General features: G+C 40.5%; 26 protein-coding genes and 1 pseudogene. 17 read left to right on the top strand and 10 right to left on the bottom strand.

Annotated features, from left to right (window positions below; translation table 11 throughout):
- Window positions 1-108: 108 nt before the first annotated feature.
- Window positions 109-930 (bottom strand): alpha/beta fold hydrolase, encoded by an 822-nt coding sequence (locus CH377_RS16575; protein WP_100724868.1) that lies wholly within the window; start codon window positions 928-930, stop codon window positions 109-111.
- Window positions 931-994: 64 nt separating this feature from the next.
- Between CH377_RS16575 and CH377_RS16570 the strand changes: the two genes are divergently transcribed.
- The 3 genes from CH377_RS16570 (at window position 995) to CH377_RS16560 (ending at window position 3,548) form a co-directional block, all read left to right on the top strand.
- Window positions 995-1,945: a helix-turn-helix transcriptional regulator gene (locus tag CH377_RS16570; RefSeq protein ID WP_100724867.1), complete on the top strand. Its 951-nt coding sequence runs from the start codon at window positions 995-997 to the stop codon at window positions 1,943-1,945.
- An 88-nt stretch (window positions 1,946-2,033) separates the two neighbouring features.
- Window positions 2,034-2,876: a GGDEF domain-containing protein gene (locus tag CH377_RS16565; RefSeq protein WP_100724866.1), complete on the top strand. Its 843-nt coding sequence runs from the start codon at window positions 2,034-2,036 to the stop codon at window positions 2,874-2,876.
- Entirely contained in the window at window positions 2,877-3,548 is a 672-nt protein-coding gene (locus CH377_RS16560) for a class I SAM-dependent methyltransferase (RefSeq protein WP_100724865.1), read from the top strand.
- Window positions 3,549-3,555: 7 nt separating this feature from the next.
- On the opposite strand, the gene CH377_RS16555 is transcribed toward CH377_RS16560, so the two are convergent.
- Window positions 3,556-4,095 carry a DUF4442 domain-containing protein gene (locus tag CH377_RS16555; RefSeq protein WP_100724864.1) on the bottom strand — a complete coding sequence of 180 codons (540 nt, stop codon included), beginning with the start codon at window positions 4,093-4,095 and terminating at the stop codon, window positions 3,556-3,558.
- Window positions 4,096-4,379: 284 nt separating this feature from the next.
- Here CH377_RS16555 and CH377_RS16550 point away from each other — a divergent pair, with 284 nt between their 5' ends.
- Window positions 4,380-6,314 carry a ricin-type beta-trefoil lectin domain protein gene (locus CH377_RS16550; RefSeq protein ID WP_207797625.1) on the top strand — a complete coding sequence of 645 codons (1,935 nt, stop codon included), beginning with the start codon at window positions 4,380-4,382 and terminating at the stop codon, window positions 6,312-6,314.
- An 18-nt stretch (window positions 6,315-6,332) separates the two neighbouring features.
- Here the strand turns inward: CH377_RS16550 and CH377_RS16545 are convergent, their stop codons facing one another.
- Both CH377_RS16545 and CH377_RS19725 read right to left on the bottom strand, forming a co-directional pair.
- Entirely contained in the window at window positions 6,333-7,538 is a 1,206-nt protein-coding gene (locus CH377_RS16545; RefSeq protein WP_100724862.1) for an FAD-dependent oxidoreductase, read from the bottom strand.
- Between the two features lies 1 nt (window position 7,539).
- Window positions 7,540-7,704 carry a hypothetical protein gene (locus CH377_RS19725; protein WP_165780483.1) on the bottom strand — a complete coding sequence of 55 codons (165 nt, stop codon included), beginning with the start codon at window positions 7,702-7,704 and terminating at the stop codon, window positions 7,540-7,542.
- A 125-nt stretch (window positions 7,705-7,829) separates the two neighbouring features.
- Here CH377_RS19725 and CH377_RS16540 point away from each other — a divergent pair, with 125 nt between their 5' ends.
- The 5 genes from CH377_RS16540 (at window position 7,830) to CH377_RS16520 (ending at window position 12,945) form a co-directional block, all read left to right on the top strand.
- Window positions 7,830-8,273: a MarR family transcriptional regulator gene (locus CH377_RS16540; protein ID WP_243402064.1), complete on the top strand. Its 444-nt coding sequence runs from the start codon at window positions 7,830-7,832 to the stop codon at window positions 8,271-8,273.
- A gap of 155 nt (window positions 8,274-8,428) precedes the next feature.
- Window positions 8,429-9,169, top strand: coding sequence for an SDR family NAD(P)-dependent oxidoreductase (locus CH377_RS16535; protein WP_100724860.1), 741 nt, complete (start codon window positions 8,429-8,431; stop codon window positions 9,167-9,169).
- A 7-nt stretch (window positions 9,170-9,176) separates the two neighbouring features.
- Window positions 9,177-9,896 (top strand): MIP/aquaporin family protein, encoded by a 720-nt coding sequence (locus tag CH377_RS16530; RefSeq protein WP_100724859.1) that lies wholly within the window; start codon window positions 9,177-9,179, stop codon window positions 9,894-9,896.
- 19 nt (window positions 9,897-9,915) lie between these two features.
- A complete protein-coding gene (locus CH377_RS16525; protein WP_100724858.1) occupies window positions 9,916-10,872 on the top strand; it encodes a glycerophosphodiester phosphodiesterase in 957 nt (318 codons plus the stop codon).
- A 33-nt stretch (window positions 10,873-10,905) separates the two neighbouring features.
- Window positions 10,906-12,945, top strand: a complete 2,040-nt coding sequence (locus CH377_RS16520) for a PP2C family protein-serine/threonine phosphatase (RefSeq protein ID WP_100724857.1) — start codon at window positions 10,906-10,908, stop codon at window positions 12,943-12,945.
- On the opposite strand, the gene CH377_RS16515 is transcribed toward CH377_RS16520, so the two are convergent.
- Window positions 12,946-13,407 (bottom strand): GNAT family N-acetyltransferase, encoded by a 462-nt coding sequence (locus CH377_RS16515; protein ID WP_100724856.1) that lies wholly within the window; start codon window positions 13,405-13,407, stop codon window positions 12,946-12,948.
- Window positions 13,408-13,442: 35 nt separating this feature from the next.
- Here CH377_RS16515 and CH377_RS16510 point away from each other — a divergent pair, with 35 nt between their 5' ends.
- A complete protein-coding gene (locus tag CH377_RS16510) occupies window positions 13,443-14,684 on the top strand; it encodes a TCR/Tet family MFS transporter (RefSeq protein ID WP_100724855.1) in 1,242 nt (413 codons plus the stop codon).
- A gap of 1 nt (window position 14,685) precedes the next feature.
- Here the strand turns inward: CH377_RS16510 and CH377_RS16505 are convergent, their stop codons facing one another.
- Window positions 14,686-15,333: a hypothetical protein gene (locus CH377_RS16505; protein ID WP_100724854.1), complete on the bottom strand. Its 648-nt coding sequence runs from the start codon at window positions 15,331-15,333 to the stop codon at window positions 14,686-14,688.
- Between the two features lie 142 nt (window positions 15,334-15,475).
- Here CH377_RS16505 and CH377_RS16500 point away from each other — a divergent pair, with 142 nt between their 5' ends.
- From CH377_RS16500 to CH377_RS16475, 6 genes are all read left to right on the top strand, one after another.
- On the top strand, window positions 15,476-16,477 hold the full coding sequence (locus CH377_RS16500; protein ID WP_100724853.1) for a hypothetical protein: 1,002 nt from the start codon (window positions 15,476-15,478) through the stop codon (window positions 16,475-16,477).
- A gap of 337 nt (window positions 16,478-16,814) precedes the next feature.
- Complete coding sequence (locus tag CH377_RS16495) at window positions 16,815-18,122, top strand: imelysin family protein (RefSeq protein ID WP_100724852.1); 1,308 nt, start codon at window positions 16,815-16,817, stop codon at window positions 18,120-18,122.
- 52 nt (window positions 18,123-18,174) lie between these two features.
- The gene (locus CH377_RS16490; RefSeq protein WP_100724912.1) at window positions 18,175-19,773 is read left to right on the top strand and encodes a di-heme oxidoreductase family protein; all 1,599 of its coding nucleotides are present in this window, start codon (window positions 18,175-18,177) and stop codon (window positions 19,771-19,773) included.
- An 11-nt stretch (window positions 19,774-19,784) separates the two neighbouring features.
- Complete coding sequence (locus CH377_RS16485) at window positions 19,785-21,023, top strand: imelysin family protein (RefSeq protein WP_243402063.1); 1,239 nt, start codon at window positions 19,785-19,787, stop codon at window positions 21,021-21,023.
- Window positions 21,024-21,142: 119 nt separating this feature from the next.
- The gene (locus tag CH377_RS16480; protein ID WP_100724851.1) at window positions 21,143-21,559 is read left to right on the top strand and encodes an MAPEG family protein; all 417 of its coding nucleotides are present in this window, start codon (window positions 21,143-21,145) and stop codon (window positions 21,557-21,559) included.
- 53 nt (window positions 21,560-21,612) lie between these two features.
- A complete protein-coding gene (locus CH377_RS16475; protein WP_100724850.1) occupies window positions 21,613-22,332 on the top strand; it encodes a phosphate signaling complex PhoU family protein in 720 nt (239 codons plus the stop codon).
- Window positions 22,333-22,352: 20 nt separating this feature from the next.
- On the opposite strand, the gene CH377_RS16470 is transcribed toward CH377_RS16475, so the two are convergent.
- Genes CH377_RS16470 through CH377_RS16460 form a run of 3 tightly spaced genes read right to left on the bottom strand, consistent with a single transcriptional unit; the run spans window position 22,353 to window position 24,705 of the window.
- Window positions 22,353-23,291: a DUF1554 domain-containing protein gene (locus tag CH377_RS16470; protein WP_100724849.1), complete on the bottom strand. Its 939-nt coding sequence runs from the start codon at window positions 23,289-23,291 to the stop codon at window positions 22,353-22,355.
- Between the two features lie 5 nt (window positions 23,292-23,296).
- Window positions 23,297-24,010, bottom strand: coding sequence for a hypothetical protein (locus tag CH377_RS16465; RefSeq protein ID WP_100724848.1), 714 nt, complete (start codon window positions 24,008-24,010; stop codon window positions 23,297-23,299).
- Complete coding sequence (locus CH377_RS16460; RefSeq protein ID WP_165780482.1) at window positions 24,007-24,705, bottom strand: alpha/beta hydrolase; 699 nt, start codon at window positions 24,703-24,705, stop codon at window positions 24,007-24,009. Before CH377_RS16460 ends, CH377_RS16465 begins: the two co-directional genes overlap by 4 nt.
- A gap of 165 nt (window positions 24,706-24,870) precedes the next feature.
- On the opposite strand from CH377_RS16460, the gene CH377_RS16455 reads away from it, so the two are divergent.
- Complete coding sequence (locus CH377_RS16455; protein WP_100724846.1) at window positions 24,871-25,644, top strand: LamG domain-containing protein; 774 nt, start codon at window positions 24,871-24,873, stop codon at window positions 25,642-25,644.
- A 44-nt stretch (window positions 25,645-25,688) separates the two neighbouring features.
- Here the strand turns inward: CH377_RS16455 and CH377_RS16450 are convergent.
- A pseudogene (locus CH377_RS16450) lies at window positions 25,689-26,114 on the bottom strand (hydrolase); the annotation flags it as partial.

Raw genomic sequence — 26,114 nt, 5'->3', positions numbered from 1 at the left:
AATTTAGAAATTCTGAGAAATTTTGGAAAATTTTTTCGGTGAGAATCTATAACTCTCGTTCGATGAAAATCAAGAGGTCTCCCGGACAACACATCCGGGAGTTTTATGTTAGAATTTTTGTAAGAAGGTTTCCAGAATATTACGGAATTCTTCCGGCTGGTCCAATTGTAACCAATGCCCCGCATTTACAACCACAGCATGAGGAAATCCTAAATGTAGTCTATGTAATGCAAATTGATCATCGTTTTCCGGAGTGACTATCGCAAGTTTTGGGCCTACATATCTTTTTAAAGAATGGTTAGGATCATAATCCAATAGCTCTGAGGTGATCTTGATCACGGTATCCTTTGGAGTTCTGGTTAATTCTCCCATTAATCTTTCTTTTATTTCAGGTTTAGAATTGGCCAATAATTGCTCCCAGTAAGCCTCAGTAGTTTGCACATACGTATCCGAATATAATGCATTCTTGATCTGATCGCGAACTACTTCAGGTAATTTTTTTGGATCGCCATTGGAATCCACAAGAACGAGTCCAGCAACTCTACTTGGATTTTCTCCCGCATATTGTAATGCTACACTTCCCCCCATGCTATGACCTACTAATACGAATCTTTGTAGGCCCAGGAGATTTACAACTGTAGCCAGATCCTGTGCCATAGAAGAAATCCTATAATCTCCATCTTTAGGAAATTCAGAATCCCCATGACCCCTCAGTTCAATACGCACTACCCTTCTGTTCGGAACAAGGGATTCCTTGATCTCTTCCCAATGGGAAACATTTCCGCCGAAAGAATGGATGAAAACTACCGGCATTCCGCCAAAACCTTCGTCCTTATAGGAAATTTTTCCTGTGGGGCCATGGACAGAGGTTTTGATAATTTCACCTTTACAAAGAACAATGCCAAAAACGGAAGTTGCTAACGTAATCATAAAAACAAGTATAGAAGAATATACATGACAAGTTCTGTCATATTTAGAGATTTATACTAAAATTATGAGAGCTGATAGGCTTCTAAATATTCTACTGCATCTACAGGCGAAAGGAAGGACCACCGCTAAGGAACTTTCCAAAAAATTAGAAATTTCAGAACGAACGGTTCATAGGGATATGGAAGCTCTTTCTTCCGCAGGTATTCCTATCTATGCGGAACGAGGGATCGGTGGGGGATGGAGTTTAAGCGAAGGTTATAGGACAAACCTTACCGGTTTTAAAAAAGAAGAAGTGATCTCTCTATTATTGGTCCATTCTTCTCGAGTTTTGGAGGATTTAGGAAAGAAGAAGGACTTCGATTCCGCTTTCGTCAAACTTATGGCCTCTCTCCCCCCTGCATATAGAAAGGATGCGGAAACCGCGAGGCAAAGAATTCATATAGATGGTTTAGGTTGGGGCAGAGCGATTAGAGAACTTCCACTTCTTCCGATACTACAAGACGCTGTTTGGGAAGAAAAAAAAGTAAAGATCGTCTATGAGAAAGAAGGCGGAAAACCCGAACCAAGAACGATAGAACCTTACGGACTTGTAGCAAAGGACACGATCTGGTACGTAGTTGCAAAACGTGGAAAAGAAATGAGAGTCTATCGGATCTCTCGCATCAAAGAAGCTTCGGTAACTACCGAAAGATTTGAAAGACCTAAAAAATTCGATCTAAGCAAATATTGGGAAGAATGGATCAAAGAATTCAAATCAAGAGTCCCTAAATATCTGATCAAAATTAAAGTCACAGACGCCACTGCAGAACATATCAAAAGTATTCCTTATATGAAATGCCTAAGTCATAAACCTATGACAAAAGGTTTTACCGAAATGGTAATCGATATGGAAACCAAAGAATGGGCATTAGGAAGTATGCTTCAATACTGTGATTCCGTTTTTGTTCTAGAACCTCTGGAATTACAGGAAGCAATTCGACATAAGGCCAGAGAAATCCTAAAAATTTACGAATAGAAACTTATTATAGATCTAATTCCTAGGGAGTCAGAAGAAGATTGATTTTCCCGTCAGATCCAAGATAATTTTTCAAATAAAAATTTGTATGTCTTCTTCTCCTAAAAACTATTGGATCCGAAACCCGAACTTCCTGGAAAACCAGGAAGACGCCATTCTCATCTCAGATAATAAAGGAAAACTTTTGGATTCGAATTCTCAGGCAAAAGAACTTGGGCTTATTCCGGAAAAAAATGATCTAAAACATTCTTCTTGGTATGCGGAGCTTTCAAAAGCGGATTCAAAAGACCATTCTCATTTAACGTTACATCTTTCTTCCGGCAAAAAAAGATTCATATGTAGGACAATTCCAATCTTAGTAGATGAAAAAGAACCTGCAAAGGCATTCTATTTTAGAGACATCACAGAAAGATCTTTTACGGAAGCAAAGGCAAAAAGATACGAAACCCTTTTCAGAAGAAGGGAAAACAAAATTAAAGAATTAGAAATTCGAGATAAACTCACAGGTCTTTTTAATAGAGAATACACAATCGAATCCTTCCAAGCAGAACTCTATAGGGCAGAAAGAAGCGGAACCTCGATCGGCGTGGTTTATTTGGACATAGACGGATTAAAAGAGATCAACGAAATATTCGGGAATAGCGGAGGCGACCTTCTGCTTAAAGAAATGGGAAGAATACTTTTGGAAAATTCCAGAAGGAGCGATATTTCTTCGCGGTTCGGAGGCGAAAAATTCTTACTTCTTCTTCCAGGAGCACATAAGAATATAGTGTTGGAAAGAGCGGAGAAGATCAAAAGATTATTTTCGGAATCCAGCTCCAGCGGTTCTTGGGGAGAAGTGAAAGTCACTTTGTCCTTAGGTGTTGCGATGTATCCGGAAGATGGTTCCACATACGATGTTCTTCTACAAAAAGTCCAAACAGGAAATTAAATGACCCACGTAGAAAAGTTCGAAGGTGAAAGAGCTCAGGTTTACGAGAGAAGGATTGGCAAAATGATCCCATTCTATTCAGGGATCATGGAATTAGTAGCGATCTATCTTTTAGAAAATACTCCTGAAAATGGTAAGATCTTATCCGTAGGCTGTGGAACCGGCGCAGATTTTTCTAAATTACTAAAAATCTCTCCCAATCGATTTTCAATTACCGGCATAGATCCGTCTCCGGAAATGATCGAGCAGGCTCAGAAAAAATTCCCTCAACTTACATTTATCTGTAGAACTACGGGAGAACTCCCACTTACAGAAGAATACGATTCAGCCACTTTACTATTTGTTTTACATTTTCTTCCGGATACTGGAGACAAACTCTCTCTATTAAAGGAGATTCACTCTAGATTGAAAAAAGGAGGAAGTTTGATCTTATTCGATCTATTTGATTCCGAACCGAATGGATCTGAGATCTTATTCCAAAATATAAAATCTTATCTTATCAATTTCCAAGGCTGGGAAGAAGAAGCAGTCCAAATCTATCTTAAAAGAGTATTTGAACTACACCGTATTCCAAGCACCAGATACGCTGAACTTTTACAAGAAGCAGGATTTTCGGTCAGTTCTCAAAAATTCAGATCCTTACATGTAGGCGGATGGATCGCGACTAAATAATCTAAAATTAACTTCTTTTGCTTGGTTTAAATGCAGATACCATATTTTTAGAAGCTAACTTTTTCTCATAAAACTCCTTAGAAGCAGCATAGATCGTTTTCTCGAAGGTGGCATATACCGCTCCTTCTTCATCTTCGTATTTTGCAGGAAGATCGAAAACGATTTCACCTTTTTCTAATATATCTTGTTTTGTTTTTTCGATCAATTCTTCCGTGATTAAAAATCGGATCTTAACTTTATCCAAGATCGGGCGGACAAATTTTACTTTCGCTGCTTTGTCCCAAACCACATAATCGGGCCCAAGTATCCACATCATCATCAACATATAGTATGGATCCACCGAACTATAGATACTTCCCCCATAAATTGTTCCGACTCGATTTAATGTACGAAGATTTTTTTTCAAACTCACATGAAGTTCTCTCATATCAGAGGAGATAAATTGTATTTTTCCTCCTGTGCACCACAGACAAGGCCAATGGTTTAAACGAAAACGTAACCACCAAGAAGATAGAGATTCTTTTTTATCGCTAGTATATAATTTCATAACGGATTCTTTGCTGTCAGATTGGAAGTTCTACTCTTCTATGCAAGGCGATTTCCCTTATGTTCATTCTTGAAAACCTCCCCTTATATTCCGATTATATTAAGATAACAAATCTCGAACCGTTGGATTCTTTAAAAAACAACCGTTATGTTAACTTTTAAAAAATATTCGAAAGGACGTTGACAGGGGAAAAGTTCCAGTTATTTCTTTTTTTACTCCATATATCGGAGAGAAGCATTAAACTTTTATAATGCATAAAAATAGATCATTTGAATGGTGAAAAAATGAAAAGTTCCACGGTGTTTTCTTCTCGAATCGTCGCAATCGCATTTATTTGCGCTTTGTCCCTGATCGGAGTAGGATGTAAAGATTCCTCCTCAAACTACGATTCTTTGTTATTTTTAGTCCAATCCAACGGTAAATCCGGAGGAAATCTCCCAGCAGACATAAATTATAAAGCAGAATACCTAACTCCTGCTCCTTTGGACCAGCCAAGCGGAATTCCTTTCGAGGGGGGCGGAACCAAGGGAAAGGATGGAAGAAGCCCAAGACCAGTATATGCTCCAAAATTACAGATAGATCCACAGGGTTGGATGAGTAGCGGATACCAATCCAGATCTAATACTCAGCTCAGAAACATTTGTATCCCAGGAACACATGACTCCGGAACTTATGGCATCCAAGGAATCGACGAGAATATTTCCCAAACGCAAGAATACAATGTGGGAGAACAATTGGCTCTCGGATATCGTTACTTCGATCTAAGGATCAAAAAGATAAGCGGACAATTTAAAATCCACCACGGATCCAGTGTTTCTGTTTCTGCTCAGGAAGTGTTCCAACATATCTCCAGCTTCGTGAATAATCGTAAAAAAGAGATCGTATTCGTTCATATCCAAAACGTGGACAGCATGAGCGATGCTGAACATTACGAACTGAAAGACCAACTGGTTCTTCCTTATTTAGGTTCCAGAATGGCTCCTCGGAATTTAGGAAATTCAGTTAACTTTGGTCAACTTTGGGATCTAGATAAAAATGTAATTTTGATCTGGGGCGGTGGAAATTACGCAGACTTATCTCAATTGTATTGGAACCAGGGCCAAACAATGAAGAGTGATTGGCAAAACACAGGAAACGAATCTGATCTAGTGAGCGCACTTAGAGATCGTATCAAGGACAATAGAGAAGGTAAATTTTACGTAGCTCAAATGATCCTGACTCCGAATGCGGCTCAGATTATTTTTCCACCTTATTGGGGAAGTATTCAAGATCTTACCAATGATAAATTGGATCATGCAAGTTTTGTTTACGACTTAGATAGAGAAGCAAAAAAATCCGGACAGCGTATAAACATCGCGATGGTGGATTTTGCGGGCCCTCAATTCTCTCAATACGCATTCGAAGCATGTATGGACGTGAACGATCTGGAGCCTAGATACTTCACTTTAAAAAGTAAACAATCTAATCTATGTTTAGATGTGAGCAACAGCGGAACTGACAACGGCACTCGTGTCCAAGTTTGGAATTGCAACAACACTAATGCTCAGAAATGGTTCTACGAACATTCCACAAGTCATCTTCGAAGCAAATTGAATAATGATAAATGTTTGGATAACGGCGCCGAGAATTGGAACGGAGGAAAGATAGTCCTCTGGGATTGTAGAGACAATATAGATAATATGAGATTCGATTTTTATGATGATTCTATGCGAGTTAGACAAAACGAATCTATCGCAGTAGATGCTAACGGTTCTACAAGCGGTTCTTTAGTAAGTCAATGGACTTGGCATGGTGGAAACAACCAACGTTGGGAGAAAAATTATGAAACTCCTTACTTTGCCCTGGTCAACCAAGCTTCTAGTCGTTGTTTGGATGTGAGTAATAGTAGCACTGCAAACGGAGCAAGGATCCAAATATACAACTGTAACGGGACCGACGCTCAAAAATGGTATTACGATGCAGGCAATGGTTTCTTAAGAAGCAAACTGAATCCATATAAGTGTATGGATAACGGTGGAGAAACTCGTAACGGAGGAAAAATCGCTCTTTGGGATTGTAAGGACATGAACAATATGAGATTCGATTTTGTGGGAGATAGTATCCGAAATCGGATCAATTCATTGTATGCTGTGGATGCTTCCGCTAATGGTAATGGCTCTGTCGTTCACCAATGGGAATTTCTCAACGCCAGCAACCAACTCTGGAAAAAATCATATTAAGTTCGAAAGCAGGGAATCTTATTTGATTCCCTCGTAACGATACATCCAATCCTGGCCTTTCTTAGCGAAACTAGGCAAGGCCAGAGTAAGGAATACATCTCTGATCCAACAACCTATTGGACTTAGTTTTTTCTTTCTATTTCCGTTCCTTCTGGATTCCTCGATGATCCTTTCCACTCTAGGTCTTCTGATCGTTTCAAAATCCCTGAAAGCCTCCGGAACCGAATTGGCCCTTTCTAAAAGTAAAAATAAAGTATGAGAATCTTCCAGAGCCATAGAAGCTCCTTGGCCGGTATGAGGACTCATCACATGAGCCGCATCTCCAGTTAGTAATACCTTATCGTTTCCCCATTTAGGAAGACTCCTCAAATCATGAACGTTCCCTTTAAGGATTACTGGAGAAGCTTGGATGATTCTTTCGACAGGATCATGCCATCCTTTATGTATTTCTAATATTTTATTTCTCCAGAATTCGTTGCTCATAGAGTCCATCTCCTCCCTTGTAAGCTCTTTTTCAGAAGGAATATTGCTCCACCACATCCAAGAAGTATCCGCAGTGTTTCCACAGGCTGCGAAACCGAAAAAACCTTCCGGCCCGAAAACGAAATGGATCGGTCCTCTTTTGGAATATTTTTCCGGAATCACTTCCGAAGGAACAAATCCTCCCGCGTTTAGAATTCCGGTATATTCAGGTTTTGGAAAATTAGGAAAAAGAAAATTACGGACTTTGGAATGATTTCCGTCGGCTCCGATTAGAAAATCCGCTTCTACAGAACTTCCATCCTCGAATTTTGCGATCACTCCCCCATCCAAAGGAAACTCAGCATGAGAGAATTTTTTTCCGTATTCAGTCGGAATTCCTTCCTTCTCCGCGGCTTCTAATAGCATAAGATGGAATCTTGCGCGAGAAACTACAATCGCGGATTCTCCGAATTGGGAAACGGAACCGTTCGGGATCATCGCAAGAATTCTTCCGGTATGATTCCTAAAAATCATCTCATCCGAAACCGTTCCTATCTCTAACATCTCCGAAGTCAGACCTAATTCTCTAATCACCTTCATTCCATTAGGTGATATCTGTAAAGCTCCGCCGATGTCTTCTGCCGGGCGAGAATAGGATTCCATCAAACGAACTCCGTACCCTGCCCTTTTCAAAAATAATGCAAGAGAAGGCCCTGAAATTCCGGAGCCTACGATTATAAAATTGGGCTTCTCCCGTTTCATATTATCCTCCGAAGGCAGCTTTGATTGCAACGAAAGCGGAAGCTAAAGAATAAGAAGTCACTGCAAAAGAAATGGAAAGAGAGATCATACCCACCCCTAGACCGATTGGAGAGCCCCAAGAATACCAAGGGTAATCCGGAATTTCGTTCTTGCTATTTTCTGCCATGTTTGTTCCCCTTAAATCGAATTAACTCGATGATTAATTATCTTGATTATCGAGATATTTGACGGTCAAAATAATTGCAAGACAAAAAAATCCCGAAAACTAAGCCCGAATTGATGGAATCCATTATGACCGATTCCAAAAACCTAAGCACTTTAACTATTTTGTTCCACCAAACCATCGCGGATCGGCTTGGGCTTCATATCACTGATCATAAATGTGTGGACTTTCTATTTACCCAAGGTCCTCAAACTGCAGGAGAGATCGCCAAAAGTATGGGGCTCAGCACCGGTGCTGTAACTTCTCTCATCGATCGTTTGGAGAAGAAGGGACTCGTAGAACGCAAGAATGATCCGAACGATAGGAGAAAGGTGAGAATTTTTCTAACCCAGGATATGGCCGCTATGCAAAAGATAGGAAGCTTATTCGAAAGTTTAGCCAAAGCAGTTTGGGAACAACTCTCCGGTTATACAGCCGAAGAACTAAAAATCATTTTGGATTTCACCCGTAAATCGATCAAGATGATGGAAGAAGAAAGAGAAAAACTTCTGCAGAACCGACCGAACGTATAAAGGAGCAGCCGGACATAACTCTTTTAGAAAGATTCTACTATTCTGTTCGTATTTTTAAGCTTGCTCAACTAGGCGATCTTGCGGAACAATTCTGCGAAAACTTTTAGAACTAAATGAATTCCAGGTTTTTCCGGAATTTTTAGGGGAGGAAAGGAATGAAAGCTTTAGTCACAGGAGCAAGCGAAGGGATCGGAAGAGAATTCGCTAAACAACTAGCTGCAAAAGGTTACAAGATCACTGCAGTTGCACGAAACGAAGCAAGACTCAAACAACTAATAGATGAATTAGGAAAAGGGCATACATTCATCATCGCAGACTTATCAGATCCAAAATCAACCGCAAAGATCCAAAAAGAATTAGAAGATAACCATTACGATTTATTAATAAATAATGCAGGGTTCGGAGTATACGGACCGTTTAATAAAGCAGATCTTTCTAGGTTACAGGCAATGACCCGTTTGAATATAGATTCTCTCGTTTCTTTGTCTTATTCTTTCTTAAAAAATTCCCAATCGGGAGATTCTTTAATGAATATCTCCTCTACCTTGGGTCTTGTTCCAATGCCTTCTTCCGGAGTGTATTCTGCAACTAAGGCTTTTGTAACTTCTTTCAGCGAGTCCTTATGGTATGAGCAAAGAAAAAGAGGAGTTTATGTTATGGGACTTTGTCCAGGAGTGACAGTTTCTAATTTTTTCGAAAGAGCAGGAGGAGATCCTAAAGATTTTCCAAAAGCAATCGCTCAATCTGCGGAAACTCTGGTGGAATATGCTTTGACAGCTTTGAAAAAAAGAAGTTCTCCTACAGTGGTTTCGGGACTTCCGAATAAAGTTTTAGTAAAAGTTTCTAAGCTGATCGGAAGAAAAGCAACAGTCAAATTGATGGGAAAAATGAGGTAATATATAAATGACGTCCCCTTTTTTTGGAGAATTTTTAGGCACATTTGTGCTCATACTTTTAGGAGACGGAGTAGTAGCCGGAGTTTTATTAGAAAAATCTAAAGCAAAAGATTCCGGTTGGATAGTGATCACTGCAGCTTGGGCGTTCGCGGTCATTTTAGGAGTTTTCACTGCAAAAGCATTTGGAAGTGCAGACGCCCATTTAAATCCTGCAGTCACTTTGGCATTTGCAGTTCAATCTGGAGAATATTCTAAAATCCCAATATACCTTCCTGCACAATTTCTGGGAGCTTTCTTGGGCGCTATTGCAGTATATCTTCATTATCTTCCTCATTGGAAAGAAACAAAGGACTCAGGAAAAATTTTATCTGTATTCTCTACGGACCCGGCCATCTCAAATCCGCCTTCTAACTTCTTTAGTGAGTTTTTGGGAACATTCGTTTTGATCTTAGGAATACATTCTATCTTCTCAGCTCAAATCGCAGATGTGACTACGCCTATGGGAGTTTTTTTCGTAGGTATTTTAGTTTGGGTGATAGGACTTTCTATGGGGGGAACTACCGGATATGCGATCAACCCTGCGAGAGATCTTGGACCTAGGTTAGCACATTACATCCTTCCTATCACAAACAAAGGTAACTCTGGATGGAAATATGCCTGGCTTCCAATTCTTGCACCTTTAGCAGGCGGAACATTCGCAGGAATATTCCTGAAGGTCATATTATAATCAGCGGATCCGTGACATTATGAAATCATTCTACATCAAACAAACATTCTTAATATTCTTTTTGATCCATATCTCTTGCTCCGGAGAGCAGATCAGAAACAAACCTATCGAAGGAAATTTGGATCTACAAGGTCATAGAGGAGCCAGAGGGCTCAAGCCGGAAAATACTTGGCCTGCATTCGAAGAAGCACTTTCCCAAGGAATGACTACGATTGAGTTGGATACTGTTCTCACCAAAGATCAGAAAATTATAATACATCATGATTCTGAATCTAATCCAACATTATGTACTAAAAAAGATGGATCCGAGATTATCTCTAAATCCATCTATGAGCTAACTCTTGCAGAATTGAAAGAGCTGGATTGTGGAACGAAGAAAAATCCTAAATTCCCAGAACAGATCCCCGTTCCTGGAACGGAACTTTTAACTATCCAAGAATTTTTTGAAAAAGTTCAGACCTGGGAAAGAACAGGAAAAAGAAAAGTTATCCCTAAATTTAATATCGAGACCAAATTCCCACAAGATGCGGAATCCCAGGTCTCTAATGAAATATTAGAAGGACATGTAAATCTGCTGATCAAAGCGATCGAAACTGCTAAGGTAGTAGACCGCGCAACCATCCAATCTTTTTATCTTCCCGCAATTTCCTTGGTGAAAAAGAAAAATCCTAAGATCAAAACTTCTGCGTTATTTTCTCTCACCTATCCCCAGGGAGCCGCAATGAAATTCGGGTTCGGTAATTCCAGAAGAGAACTTGTTTTAAATCAAACTAAAGAATTAAAAGCGGATATTATTTCTCCTTATTTCTTATATGTAACGGATGAATTCGTTTCCAAAGCTCATTCTTTAGGAATTAAAGTGATCCCTTGGACAGTAAACGATACAAAAGAAATGGAAAGATTGATCGAAGTAGGTGTAGACGGAATTATTACAGATTATCCGGATCGACTGAATTCTGTTCTCAAAAAACATTAGACAGGCCTTGGGTTCTGCTTATCCTAACGGGAAGTGAAGCGGTCTCTATTACTTCTTTCTAGTTTTTGGTTTTGTTTCTCTTTAGAAGCAGCACCTATCCAAGACGGAGTGTTACAAATTTCCTCTCAGGACCTTGTAGAACACTCCGAACTTATTCCATTAAATGGGAACTGGCAATTTTTATATGGAGAATTTGTTTCTCCTGAAAAAAGCCAGACTGCCAACTGGGACAAACTATCTGTTCCTCATTCTTGGCAGGATACTAAAAAGGGAGACCAAGTACTTCCGAGAGAAGGAGCAGCAAGTTTTCGTTTATCCGTCATCTTCCCGGAAGAAGATCTAAAAAAAGAGATCGGGTTGCTGATGCCGGACTTTGCATCCGCCTACAAATTATATTATAATGGAAGATTAATATATTCTTCGGGCACTCCTAGTTTAGATCCCTCTGCTGAAATTCCTAAGATCAAATCCGTTTATCTGCCTCTAAGAGTGGAAAAAACAAATACGGAAATCTTAGTACAAGGCTCTAATTGGATCAATAATTTCGGAGGTTTCTGGCAGGTTCCTAAACTGGGAACCTTAGAAGCGATCTATAGAGAAAAGTTAATCACTCAATCCAGAGAATCTTTTTTATTCGGCGGACTTCTTCTTATAGGTCTTTACCACACGGGACTTTTTCTTTTTAGAAGAAAGGAAAAGTCTGCATTCTATTTTGCATTATTTACGTTTTTATTAACTTTGAGAGTAGCGTTAATCGGTAATAGACTCGTTCTGGAAATTTTTCCAGACTTTCCTTGGGAGTCCGTTTTTAGATTAGAATTTTTCTCTTTCTATACTGCGGTTCCTATCTTTTTAATGTTCCATCGTTCTTTGTTCCCGGAAGATACATTTTCATGGGTGCCTGCCGCCGCTTGGGTATTAGCGATCGCTTACGATATAACCCTATTATTCCCAATCGGATTTTTTACTAAGATAGTAGGCCCATTCCAGATAGTAACGGGAATCGGCCTACTCTATGTTCTATTCACTGTATGTTTGGGGGTTTGGAAAAAAAGAGAAGACTCTCTCCTATTCCTCACAGGATTTTTTGCATTCGGGATCACGGTAGGAATCGATCTACTTTGGGACAAATTAAATCTAAGAGGGATCAATCTTTCTCCTTACGGTCTTTTAGTATTCACTCTTTCCCAATCTTTAGTGCTTTCGAGAAGAATCGCAAGAGCATTCAGAAAATCTGAAATACTGAGTGAAAACTTAAGGATTACGAATAGCGCGTTAAACATTCTAAAAGATAATTTAGAAGTTTTAGTTCGAGAAAAAACCTCAGAGTTGAATCATTCTTTGGAAAGGATAAGAAAAGATCTACTTGTTGCTCAAAGGATCCAGAAAAAACTTTTTCCGGAAAATGTAGAAGCGTACAAAGAATTAAAATACGCGGTTAAATATCTTCCAAGAGACGAAGTAGGCGGGGATTTTTACGATATTTTCGAAGTTTCTCCGGGGGTCTATCGAATCTTTCTTGCAGATGCTACCGGTCATGGAGTCCAAGCCGCGTTAGTTACGATGGCAATCAAAGCGGAATACGAAGGCATCAAATTCGGAGCGAAAGATCCTGGATTCTGTTTGGATCTTTTAGATGATAAGTTCCAAAGAAAATTCTCCTCGTTAGGAACCATATTCTCCTCTATCATCGTGGATATTTATGCCAGAGAAAATAGATTGGTTTACGCATCTGCAGGACATCCGGATCAGATTTTGGTACATTCTTCTAATCTTATGAACTTAAGAAGAACGGGAGCTATCATCGGTTTGAAAAACAAAAAGAGTTATGAGAACCAAGAATTAGATTTTTCAAATGGGGACAGAATGTTCCTCTTTTCCGATGGTGTATTCGAACAATTCAATTCTAAAAGGGAAGCCTGGGGAGAATCCAGACTTAGAAGTCGGATCTCTGAACTTTCGGAAGAACCTATCGAAAATATCCCAGATATTGTGATGAAAGATTTGGATCTTTGGCTAGGATATTCCCAACCACAAGATGATATAAGTCTGATCGCTATAGAAAGAGTCTAACTAAATCAGTTTTTCGTAACACCAAGCGGTTTCGTCCGAAGCCCATTTTCCGAAAGAATCGATACGTGAATATCCATGTTTTTCATAAAAACGTAATGCTTCTGGTTGAGGTGCGCCGGCCCTCAATCGAATAGAAGTAAATCCGTTTTGTTTTGCAAATAATTCCAATCCGTTAATAAGCTCGGAAGCAAGTCCGGTTCCCCTAAATTCAGGATCTACATACATTACATCCAACTCTGCAATCGAATCATTCCAAGGTGTGATCGCGATACTTCCAATAGGTCGATTATCAATTTCCGCGATCCAAAATCCATATTTCGGACCCTTGAAATATTCACCCTTCATCGGATTAGGAGCCTGAAAACCGTATCTGTTTTGTATTTCTTCCCACAAAGAATTCATCATCAAGATTGCAGAATTTGTTTCAGGGTCTTGGAGTTTGATTTGTATTTTAGGATTCATTTTATTTAAATATACAAAACCTGAAAATACGAAATATGACAGTTCAAAAAAAGTCCGCACTTCAATTTTTACTTTTTACATTACTCATCGATTTTATCGGTTTCGGGATCATTATTCCCGTAGTTCCCAATCTTTTAAAAGATATGTTACAAGGGAATTTGAGCACCGCAGCGGTTTACGGGGGACTTCTATCCTTTACTTATGCGATCACTCAATTTTTCTGCGCTCCTATCATCGGAGGTTTAAGCGATAGGTTCGGAAGAAGACCTGTCTTACTCGCATCTTTGTTTGGATTAGGTATCGACTATGCATTCTTAGCATTGGCTCCAAATGTATTTTGGTTATTCGTAGGAAGGATCATAGCTGGGATCACTGGAGCGAGTTATGGAGTCGCAGGTGCGATCATCGCAGACATCAGCCCTCCTGAAAAAAGATCCCAAAACTTGGGATTAGTCGGAATGGCATTCGGGATGGGATTCATTATAGGCCCGATCATCGGTGGTTTGTTTTCCGAGTTCGGCCCAAGAGCTCCGTTCTGGGTGGCGTCTTCTCTTTCTCTTCTGAACTGGGTATATGGATACTTTGTTTTGCCTGAAACTCTTGTAGAAGAGAACAGAAGAAAATTTAACTGGGTAATGGCGAATCCATTCGGTTCAGTCGTTGCATTTTTCCGTTATCCTGGGCCTCTAAGCGGTTTAGTATTTTCTTTATTTCTAATATTCGTAGCGAACCATTGTATGGAAACCAGTTGGTCCTATTTTACAATGAACAAATTCCAGTGGACCGCCACTAAGATTGGATTCTCTTTAGCAGTGGTAGGCGCCTCTCTTGCGGTAGTACAAGGTGGATTACTTAGGCTCATCATCCCTAAGCTGGGACAAAAAAATTCTGCTTATATAGGAATTTTAGCAAGGGTTATCATGAGTGCGTTGTTTGCATTCGCTTGGGAAGAATGGATGCTTTATGTACTACTTGTGCCCTTCGCCTTTTGTTTTATCGCAACTCCTGCGATCCAAGGTTACATTTCCAATCACGTCTCTCCTACACAACAAGGAGAGTTCCAAGGAATTATGGGAAGTATGATGAGCCTAAGTTCTATTTTAGGCCCATTACTTATGAGTTTTGTTTTTTCTTATTTTACGAGAGAAGGTATGCAGCCTTATTTCCCGGGTGCACCGTTTATAGTAAGCTCTTTACTTGCGATCCTGAGTTTAGTGATCGCGATCATTTCTTTTAGAAAGGAAAAGTCGAGAGTGGGCGAAAAGTCAGGTGAATGATCTATTCTTCGTCTTCTTCCAGTCCCAGATAAAACAGAGCCCATAAAGTATCGAATAAGATCTGCATTAAAAGTGCGAACCTTTCTTCTCTATCTTCTACCGTTTTGAAATCATCGATCAAGAAGGTAACGAAAGGTTCTAAGATCCTTCTTTCTTCCAGATCCGAGATAGAACTCAGACTTTTGATAGAAAAGTTAGCTTCGACAGGAACATTATGAAAATTTAATCTGCTATTCAACACCAGAACTGCTATTTCCAGAAGTTCCGCATCCGACATGGTTTTTACACCCGCGTCGTTTAATCCGGAAAGTAAACCTGAAATAGCTTCGTCAGTGATCTCCTCACTTCTATCCTCATCTTCGTCACTGTATGCTTCTGAAATTGCAATGAGAACTGCAGTGGCTTGGTCCCAGAAGGAAGATAATGCCTCGTCTAAACGAGCCTCATCTTCTTCAGTTAATTCCCTTTTGAAACCCGAGTCAAGATCATCATAAAAAGGTTCCGGATCGTCAGTCTCGCATGCCGCAGAAACAAATGTACGAACAGTGATCCAAAATGGGGATTTTTCGTGGCCAATACGAAGAATTTCCTCAGCATATTTGGCAACTGTGGCTCTCCAAGTAGAAGGGGAATAGGAAGGAATCTCCATATTCAAATATTCTTCACTCTCGCCAAACTCGTCGACACTATAAATCATTTCACATTATTTTTTAAGAAGAATTTAAGCGGGATCTTTAGGTGACTTGCGGATTATAGTTGCTCCGAACTGAGAAGGATCGAATATTTTCCGCATGAGTATTGACGAAGATTATGATTTCCCCAGATTTCGTTCCGATTCGAATGCAGGTCATTATGAAAGTTGGTTCGTAAGAGGAAATCATCCGACTCGTCCATTAGCAATTTGGATCCGTTATACTATTTTTTCTCCGAAACATTCTACCCATGATTCGATAGGAGAATTATGGGCGATCTATTTCGACGGCGAGAACGGAAAACATTATGTTTCCAAATCTGAATACCCTATCGGAGAATGTGAATTTTCCGGAGATCCATTCAAAGTCCGGATCGGCTCCTCTGTCCAAGATCATAAAGGGTTAAAAGGTAAGTCAGGGAATAAACAAGGTTCCACAAATATAGAATGGGACCTCGGTTTCTCCGGAGGAGATAAACCTCTTTTTCTTTTCCCAAAAGATCTATATTCAGGGGGTTTTCCAAAGGCAAAAGTTTTGGTCGGGAAACCTTCTTTACTACTTAATGGATTTATAAAATTAGAAAATAATAAAATAGAAATAGAAAATTGGAAAGGAAGCCAAAATCATAATTGGGGTCCAAAACACACCGATCAATACGCATGGGGACAAGTAGCGGGTTTCGACGGGGAACAAGGTTCCTTTCTGGAATTGGCAACCGCAAAGATCAAAATAGGTCCACTCTGGACTCCTGCAATTACTCCAATTGTTTTACGTTTACATGGGGAAGAATACGCGCTAAACAGTTTATTCTCCTCATTCGGAAGAGCGAGCTATCGGTATTTCGATTGGAAGTTTCAAGCTTCTTCCCCTGAAATAAAAATAGAAGGAAGGATTCATGCGGATAAAAAAGATTTCGCCTGCCTACGTTATGCGAATCCTCCAGGCGGTTGGAAGTTTTGTCTGAACAGTAAAATTGCTCGAGCAGAAGTTTTGGTCCAAAGAAAAGGAGAAACTTCTCCACTCCGTTTAAGATCTGCCAGAAATGCAGCATTTGAAATACTTACTGAAGATACTTCTCACGGTTTATTGACTGAAGTTTAAGAATCTTAAACTCCCGACCTTTTTCGGATTGACCAGGTTCCCTTTCTCGAAAATTTTGAGAGTCAGCCTCAGTTTCTCTTAATCCAAAAGGATTATTCTCTTTGGATAAACCGGAGCGAATCGGGATTTTAGATAAAAATTCCCCGAGGTGGCCTGAGATGGAATGTAGAATGAGGAAAAAAACCTTATTGACTTTTTTTGAGACTTATTCTCACTTGCAAAATCAAGCCGGTCCCTGTCCCAGGAGCCGGAGGGAGTCATCCCCACAGTTCATCTCTGGCCCCGGCCGGATTTTATCCGGACCGGGGATTTTTCCCAAATTTTAAGGAGATTTCCCATGCGGAACATCCACACAAAAATATTTTCAATTCTGTTCAGTATAACTCTGTTCGGTTCTCTGATTTCTTGCGGGGGTCCAGGCAGCGATAACTCAGCCGCAGCGCTTTTAGGTTTGGATATTCCTGCCAGCGCAACTAAAACCGAAGCGCTCACACGTTATGCTGATCTTGCTTATGAATCCTATAACCAAGCAGCAACGGATGCAACAAGCTTACTTACCGCTCTTACAACTTTCACTACTACTCCGAACGAAACGAATCTGACTGCGGCCAGAAACGCATGGGTCGTAGCAAGATCCAGTTACTTAGTAACGGAAGCTTTCCGTTTCAGCGATGGTCCAATCGACGGAACTACAGGTCATTGTGGAGCTCCGGGCGGTTCCGTTTACTCCGGAACTGACGACTGTGAAGGAGCAATCAACGCATGGCCATTGGATGAAGTAGTCATAGACAATTATATCAGCAGCTTATCTTCTACTCCTACTTTTGCAAATATCTACGCTAAAAATGGAGATTCTACCTTAGCTTCCGGTAGTGAAGGCGACACTGAAAAAGTGGTCATGACCGGTTATCATGCAATCGAATATCTTCTTTGGGGACAAGACAATACAAACAGCGGAGACAACACCGTTCCAGGACAAAGACCAGCAACCGATTTTTCAGGAAGTGGAATACCTAGTTACAGAAGAGCTTATATTTTGGCGGTTACCCAAGGTTTGATCGGTCATTTACAGCAAGTTAGAGACCAATGGGATCCGGCAGTTACTTCAGGCACTTATAGAACGGATACTTTCTTAACTTCCGGAAATACTGACACTTCTTTAGGATTAGTATTCACTGGTCTTACTTCATTCATGGTTCAGGAATGGGGAGGAGATCGTTTATCAGGTGTAGATAGCGAACTTCAAGAAGACGAACATTCCTGTTTCAGCGACACAACTAAAGCGGACTTTTATTATGATGCGCAAGGCGTTTATAATATCTGGACTGGAAATTATAGCATCAAGAAAGGTGTAAATATCAGCACAGGTGCCGGACTAGTCAATCTTCTAAGTAGCAAAAACCAAGGCTCGGTCACTTCCCAAATTGAAAGCGCAAGAGATACTTTCTGTATCAATCTTGATGATGAGACTACAGATCCCAACTACACCGCTTCTTGTCCAGGCGGAAGCTTATCTCACCGTTACGATCAAGTGATTATGCATCCTGCGGATAGCCAACATAGCGTTTTAGAAAATGTAGGCCTACTGATCAACACTACATTGGCTCAAAACGTAGTCAGGGCGAAGAATGTTTTAGGGCTCTAAGCGATTAAACCGTATGAGAGTCGGACTCATATTTTCCGGCATAAATATAAAAATGAACTGTGATAAAAACAAAGGTCTCCGCAGAAACGGGGACCATAAAAAACACCAAATCGGTCTAAAAGGATCGATCTTATTTCTTATAACCGCGTTACTCTCACTTGGATGCGATCCTTCCGGCGGAAATAACGCGATGGCTTTGTTAGCCGCTTTAAATTCTTCTAATGGTTCAGTGGATCCAGGTGAAGAATATTCCGGCGGTTACACCACGAACTTCGTTTCAAATGCGTTTTCATTCGATATTCGTGCCGCAAATTTAAGATCCGGAGGAGCTACCAAGTTCAATAAAGGAAACTCCTTCTTCAATATCCCTTGGGTTTCAGAAGGAAGCAGCTCACCCGCAGGTCTCGGACCTACCTTTAATACCAACTCTTGTCAAAATTGTCACCAAGGCGACGGTAGAGGAGCACCTCCTTCTTCCGGTTCTTTAAATAATTTCCCGGGAATTTTAGTTCGTCTTTCTCAAAACGGTTCCAATCCCACTACCGGCGGCCCTATAGGTCTGGACAATTACGGTCTTCAATTGAATCATAAAGGTTTGGGCTGTAATCCGGCGGTTTACGATTCCAATTTCAATTGTGATACAGGAAGCGGTAGTATCACTGGCTCTAATTTCACTCCTCCAGAAGGAGCTGCCTCGGTATCTTATGGCTCTATCGCTGCTCCCAATTATCCTAGCGGAAGCTCGACTTATCCGGAAGGAACTAACGTAACTCTAAGCCAACCCACTTACACTTTTACTTGGAACCCTTTGTTCGGAGATCCGACTTCTTCTGCGAGCGGTTTTAATTTCTCTCCAAGAACCGCTCCTATGATCCCAGGCTTAGGTCTTTTACAAGCGATCCCTGAAAGCACTATACTAAGCTGGGCGGACCCAAGCGATTCGGATGGAGATGGTATATCAGGAAAAGTGAATATGGTTTGGGAAGTATCTACTAACTCCAAAGTCCTGGGAAGATTCGGCTGGAAAGCAAATGAACCTAGTTTGTTCCAACAGAATCAAGGAGCATTTTTGGGTGATATGGGAATCACTAGTCCTTTATTCCCTACGGACAATTGCCCTTCAACTCAAACAGCATGTATTACGAATTCTGCAGGAACTACCGGCATCGAAATTTCCGAGAATCTTGCGGATGCAGTCGTATTCTACAGTATGTTAGTTGGAGTTCCTTCCAGAAGAAATATTACTGATACTAATGTAGTCGCAGGAAAAGCTCTTTTTACGAGTGTAGGTTGTGCAGGTTGTCATAAGCCTTATGTTCAAACAGGATATGTTTCCGGATTTCCGGAAATTTCCTACCAGCATATCAAACCGTATACTGATCTATTACTTCACGATATGGGCCCCGGGTTAGCGGACGGGAGACCAGATTTCGATGCAAGTGGCCAGGAATGGAGAACTCCCCCTCTTTGGGGGTTAGGCCTGATCCAAACCGTAAATGGACATTTAAGACTTCTGCATGATGGAAGAGCGAATGGGATTGAAGAAGCGATCCTATGGCATGGTGGAGAAGCGGATACAGCTCGTGGAAATTTCCAAAGCCTGTCTGCGGCTCAGAGACAACAACTGATTACATTCTTAGAATCCCTATAAGAGAGGAAAATATGAATCTCAAATCTACGACAAAACATTATAAAAATATAATTATCCTATCATTAATCTCCTGTTTTTCCTTGGTCGGTTGCGAAGGAGGATCAAGCTCTAATATGGGAGCGATGGCCTTTTTATTTTCCTCAAGTGCGGATTATACTAAAGTGCTAAATTATTCCGGGACGAATGTAGTTCTTCCGAGTTTACTCGCTCTCAAGAATGACACGGCTACCTTAGAAACCAAAGCTTTAGCTTATTATATCACTCAGAACGCCACAACTTTGGGAGAATTGCAAGACGCCTGGAAAACCGCTCATGTTTCCTTGAAAAGAGTGGAAGTTTTCTATTTTGGACCGGGGACCTATCCTTCTACCAAGAACTATTACGTTAAAATGGATGCTTTCGAGACCATTTCCGCGAGACCTTTATGGACTTACGTGAATAAAATTATCACGAATACGGCGACTTGTGCGACAACAGATCCGATCACGAGTACGGATTTAGCTGCATGTTCTGTGATATATAAGGGATTTGAATCCTTGGAAATGCTTATCTTCTCTTCCGACGGTCTTGCGAGCACGATCGACAATGCAACTTCGATTAATTCGGTCAACACTGCAGGTTCTAGAAGATTAGAATATCTTAAATCGCTCGCCCAATTGATCAACCAGGATGCGAATAGTTTGTATACTTCTTGGGATCCTTCCGGAGGAAATTTCTTAGGAAATTTTATCGCAGGAAACGGATCTTATTTTTCCAACCAAGGAGTCGCGTTCGATACGTATGTTCAATCTTTAGGAAATATGGCGTACCAAATCTGGGACGGGAAATTAGGAGGACCGGCTTGTTTAACACCGGGATGTTCTACCAACCCGAATCCTAAATCAACAGAGGCCACCTTCTCAAGGAATGCATACCAGGATCTATACGACAATCTTTTAGGTTTCGAACTAGGATACCAGGGAAACCCAGCGGATACGGATGCAGTTACTCTTTCAACGATGATCCAAGCTCAAAATTCCCAATTGGATACGGATATCAAGGCTGCAATTGCTGCTTTAAAATCTGCGATCAATACCTCAAACGATTTGTATGCTCAAATAGATACTGACGGAACTTCGGTAGGGACAAGTATCAATACGAATGTAAAACCGATATACAACCTTGCTACCACACTAAAAGTCCTTTTTAATGTGGACGCTTTCTCCGCATTAGGCGTTCCGAGTCTTCCCCCGGCAGCAGACGGAGACTAATCCTTTTATAAAATACTAATATATATTGTTTGAGATAAAAACGATATATATTAGTATTCCATTCCAACTTACCAAATTTTTCTTGCCAATTGTTCCGTTAGACTTTTCTCTATCGGACTATGTTTAGTTCTCTATTCCCATTAATCGCTTTTACTGCCTGGACCATTCTGCTCGTACTCATAGTAGTATCTTTTAGAACAGCACAGGTATTGGCAGGTACCAAAAAATCAAATGAGTTTCCAGCATGGATACAACACGGTTCCGATCTGTATTGGAGGATCCACCGTGCTCACTTAAACTGTGTCGAAGGCCTTCCGGTTTTTGCAGTTTTAGTTTTAACCTTTATACTTTCAGGATACCAAAACGATACTTTCGATCTTCTCGCCTGGATCGTATTTGGAGCAAGAGTCCTACAAACAAGTGCTCATCTAAGCGGTGGCGGCGTCTGGAATGTGAATGTAAGATTTACCGGATTTATAATCCAATATCTTTGTTTCACCGCAATGTTAGTAATACTAGTGCGTTCCATTCTATAATTTTAAAAACATCTTGACCGCCGTGTATATTTGAGGTTAATCTTCGGAGATACATGGCATCCAAGTTCGACTATCTCCGTAAAAATCTATATGCAATGGCGGAGCTATGTTTGGAACAAGTCCTGATCCTAGATGACGCAATCGAACAGGAAAATCCTGATCTAGCTAAACAAGTTATCGAAAGGGACGATCTGATCGATAGTTTGGAAAAACAAAACGATAACCTCTCTCAAAATGCAATCTTAGAAGCGATTGCAAACCGTAACTTACTCGGGATGGACCAAATCGATGGGGAAGTTATACTCAAAAAAGATCCACTTAGATTTGCACTTTCTTCCATTCGTATCAACCGAAGTTTAGAAAGAATGGGGGACCAGATCGTAAACTGTGCCACCTGTTATAGAAGAGGACTTCTTCCTAAAGGATTTTTTAGACAGGAAGAAATTTTAGACAAGATGCTCTCCAGAGTAGTGACTCTTGTGGGAATGGCTGTAGAATCCTTAGTAGAAGAGAAAAATAGATTTTATGGTTCAGTTCATACAGTAGAGGAAGAACTGAATAATCTATGTCATGCAGCATTCTTAAAATTTGTATTAGATCCGAGATTGGATAAAAATCAGTTCGCGGACTTATACAGAATGATCTTAGGGATAGAAAGAGCCGGAGACTATGCGGTAAACATCGCAGAAGAGCTTGTACGACTGAATACAGGTATGGATATTCGCCATCTTTCAGATCCGGTTCAGGTCACCGAAAAGACGAAAGTTTCTTAATCTATATTAAGAAATTCGAATTATTGCTGAACACATACTACTGATTTTGCCAAATTACAGAAGTCCGGAGTTCCTGCGGATATTCCGCCTACGCTTGGATCGGCAGAACTGGCAAAATTTCCTTGGTCAATAGAGCCGTTAGAAGTCCAACCCTGACAGGTATTTGCAGTAGACCAATCGGTTTGTAAACCTGTCCAATATCCTGCAGCAGTGGCACTTATCCCACTTCCAGTACCGAATGAAAATAACGCATTCGCATCCGTTGCAAATGCCTTCACAAAAGTTCCGCCAGCAAAATCTATATAATCTTTATTCGGTAGCAAAACCCAATCAATCTTAGAAGGTATCGCCCTTCTCCAAGTCCCTGCAACTGCAAAAGTTTTGTAGGTTCCGGTAGGGAGCCCGCTGCTAAACAAATTATTCGCTTCATTCTGACAAACAAAATCCGCAAAACCGCCGGATCCAAAATTCCCGGCATAGGTTGCATTTGTAGCAAATAGGAATTTATCATTATCCTTTTGTAATACTGAATATGGAATTGTCTCCGAGTTTGGAGTAAGGATGGAGATCACAATGGAATTATCCGTAGAATCTGAATCGTCCGAACCTCCCGTTATAGTCAATGTCTGAGAAGTAGTATAATTAGAAGGAGTAAACATCAAGCTTGATGGAGAAACGGAAGCTATTGCAGGGTTACTACTGGAAAAATTATAAGTCACGGAAGTATCAGGCTTGTGGACTAAAGAAATAGATAAAACTAAAGAACCTCCCTCAGGCAGAGAGTTTCCTCCAGTAATAATGAGTTCTTTATCACATCCGCTGATAAAACAATTGATAATCGCATTTTCATAATATTCTTGCGTGTTTGGGTCACCGGAATTTTCGGATTTGATCGCACAAGAAACAAGAGAGATCGAAAAGCAGATCGTAAATAATAAAGAAACCCGCTTGGTACGCATAAAACCTAAACCGGATCCTTAAAATGAGAGGACTCGGCTCCGTTATTGGATTCAAGACCTTCTCCCTGCTCCAAATAACTTTCTAATTCTTCTTTTAAACCGTGAGGGAGTTGAAGGCCGGAACTTTCTATCCTTTCGTTATACTTACTAAAAGAAAATCTATGTCTTGAAGTCCCAAGATAAACACTTAAAGCTTCCGAGCCCCATTCCAAAATGTCTCGGATATATTCTTCATTCTCCTCTAACTTCTCCGCGTAAGGAATAAAGAGAGGTCTATTTACAGGTCGACCAATAGTTCTATAAAATAAAAGCCTTCGAAGAACTTCGTGATCTTTCCAATTACCCGTATCAAGCGCCCGCTCTACCATTCTAAGATTGATACAATCTAAAAATTCAATCTTTAGATTTTCGTTTTTTAACCTTCTACGAAGACTGGCTTTGATCTCTTCGGACTCATATAAAAAATTAGGACAATATTCAGGACATTCTTGGTCCTTATGTAAATCACAATAATGTAATAGAATACAATCGATATCTGAAGAAGGTTCTACGATCCCAAAATTGATCGAACCTAAAATTTCAACACCGGTGCGAAAACCTTTGTCTTCTAATTCCTTTAAAGCAATGCGGCATGCCTGCATTCTTCGCAAAGCTTCTTTGGTATCGTAGTTGCGGTATTTGTTTTTGAGGGCTACGTATTTTTCTATCAGATAGGTCATTCGAACAGTTCTCGCAAATAGCGGTTCATACCGTGTAATACTATCTCCGGGATTTCATGTCCACCCGGAAATGCCAATAGCTCGCCTACCCAACCAGCGTCTTTTAACACTGTTTCTAATCTTTTTGCGGCGGGATAACCAAGCACAGGATCCATTCTACCATGACTTTGAAAAAATTTATAGCCCGGAGTTTGTTTTGCATATTGGGACCAATTAGTTTCGTTCAACAAAGTTCCCGACAGAATGACAAGACCTTTGGGCTTTTTCTCTGCCTTCAGGGTAATCTCGGTCGCAAGCATGGACCCTTGTGAAAAACCACCCAAGATAATACGATCCATTGGGACATCCAAGGCCTGGATCATCTCTTCTACCTTTTGTTTCGCCTCTGCCAGACCAGCCGGATAACGTTCGAAAAGTTCTCTGGAACCTCCCGCTACCATTGCCCTTTGTAATGCTTCCATATCGATAGGGAACCAGGCCTTACCATTATAACCTGGTGCGATCGGGACTTCTAAGATCCCGTCCGGAAAAATAAAATTCGTGCCCTCAGGAACGTCCATATATGAATACAAAGGAAGAAGGTCGAACGCGTTTGCACCGTAACCATGCATAAAAATGACATAGGGCCCTTGCGGATCGCCGGGAATGCGAGCTGCTTTAACGGGACCTAATTGGACGAGTGGGATATCATACATGGTTTCCTTGTAATGAATGAGTTCTAATTTGGCAATATCATATTCGGATCAAACAAGATCGAATCGTATATTAAACGAATCGAATTTATGACAATTTACCTTAAATTGGATCGACCGTTTGAAAAAATCTTTACCGATGCAGGTTAAATAGAATAAGAATAGCTAATGCGAATTTTGCTCCTTGTCTTCTTTATTCCCTTTTACTTCTCAAATTGCGGAACTTATCTACTTCTTGAAAATCTGAATGCGAAAAACGACAGGGTTTTCGAAAACTTTATCCAATTATCATTATTGGATTCCGCGATCGGCCTAGTACACTATTGGCCGTTAGACGGAGATACTCGAGATATAATAGGCGGTTTGGATCTAACAGCCACAAGTGGAACCCCCACACTAACTTCGGATCGATTCGGATTTCCTGGAGGAGCATATTACTATGATGGCGCAGGAGGCTATCACCAATCCTCAGCGCAAGGTCCTCTCTTTTTCAACGGGACAATTTCCTCATTCACGGTCAGCGCTTGGGTAAAGGGGAAATATCCTCCCGGAAACAACGGGAACGAATTCATGTTTTTAAGCCAAGGTGCAGGATTCGGCCTTCAATTATATGCGCTGACCGCAAGTTCTTGCAGCGGAAGACTAAGAGCATTCACGAATAACGGAAGTTCAGGGGATGTGGATGTCGGCACTGATTGCGGAAAATATCCGGAAGATGTTTGGTATCATATGGTCTTCACTTGGGATATCCAAACATTAACCGCTTCTTTATATGTGAATAACGTCCTAGTAAACTCCGGAACTTTCGGAGTAAATCGTCCTTGGGCTACAAACAGTTTTTTCCAATTGGGTCTATCCAACATATCTTCTCAACTTTTTGAAGGAAGTATAGACGATGTGAGGATTTATAATAGAGTGGTCTTTCCAGTTTCTAGTTTATAGAGGGAAGACATTCTCCGGACTTTTAAAAGAAGCTCCACTTGGAACTAACGCTTTTTTGCAGACTTAGTTTTTAACTTCTTTTTCTTTTTAGGCAATTGGCCTTGGACAGCTTTAAAATATTCACAAACAAGTTGATCCGACCAAGATATCGCTTTCCAGCCTTCATAATATGCGATATGGCTTCCTCTTTTTGTATAAACATGGATAGAATTAGGAAGAGTTTCCAACCAATGTAGATTTTCTAAAACATTCTGGTTTACGCAGATGGGATCATCCTTTGCATTCAAGATCATGATCGGAGTTCGGATATTTTTCATCACCACTGCAGGATTCGAATGCAGATAATATTCTTCTTTATCGCTAAACCCGGAGAGCCTATGTAAACGATCCTGGAATTCGCCTAAAGTTTTAGATTCCATCACTTCTTGAAATCCTCCTAAAGAAGATAAGGTTTCGTAGTGACGTTTCAA

Origin of the sequence: Leptospira haakeii, assembly GCF_002812045.1 — a bacterium.
GTDB lineage: Bacteria > Spirochaetota > Leptospiria > Leptospirales > Leptospiraceae > Leptospira_B > Leptospira_B haakeii.
This window is presented reverse-complemented; position numbering and strand designations above follow the sequence as displayed.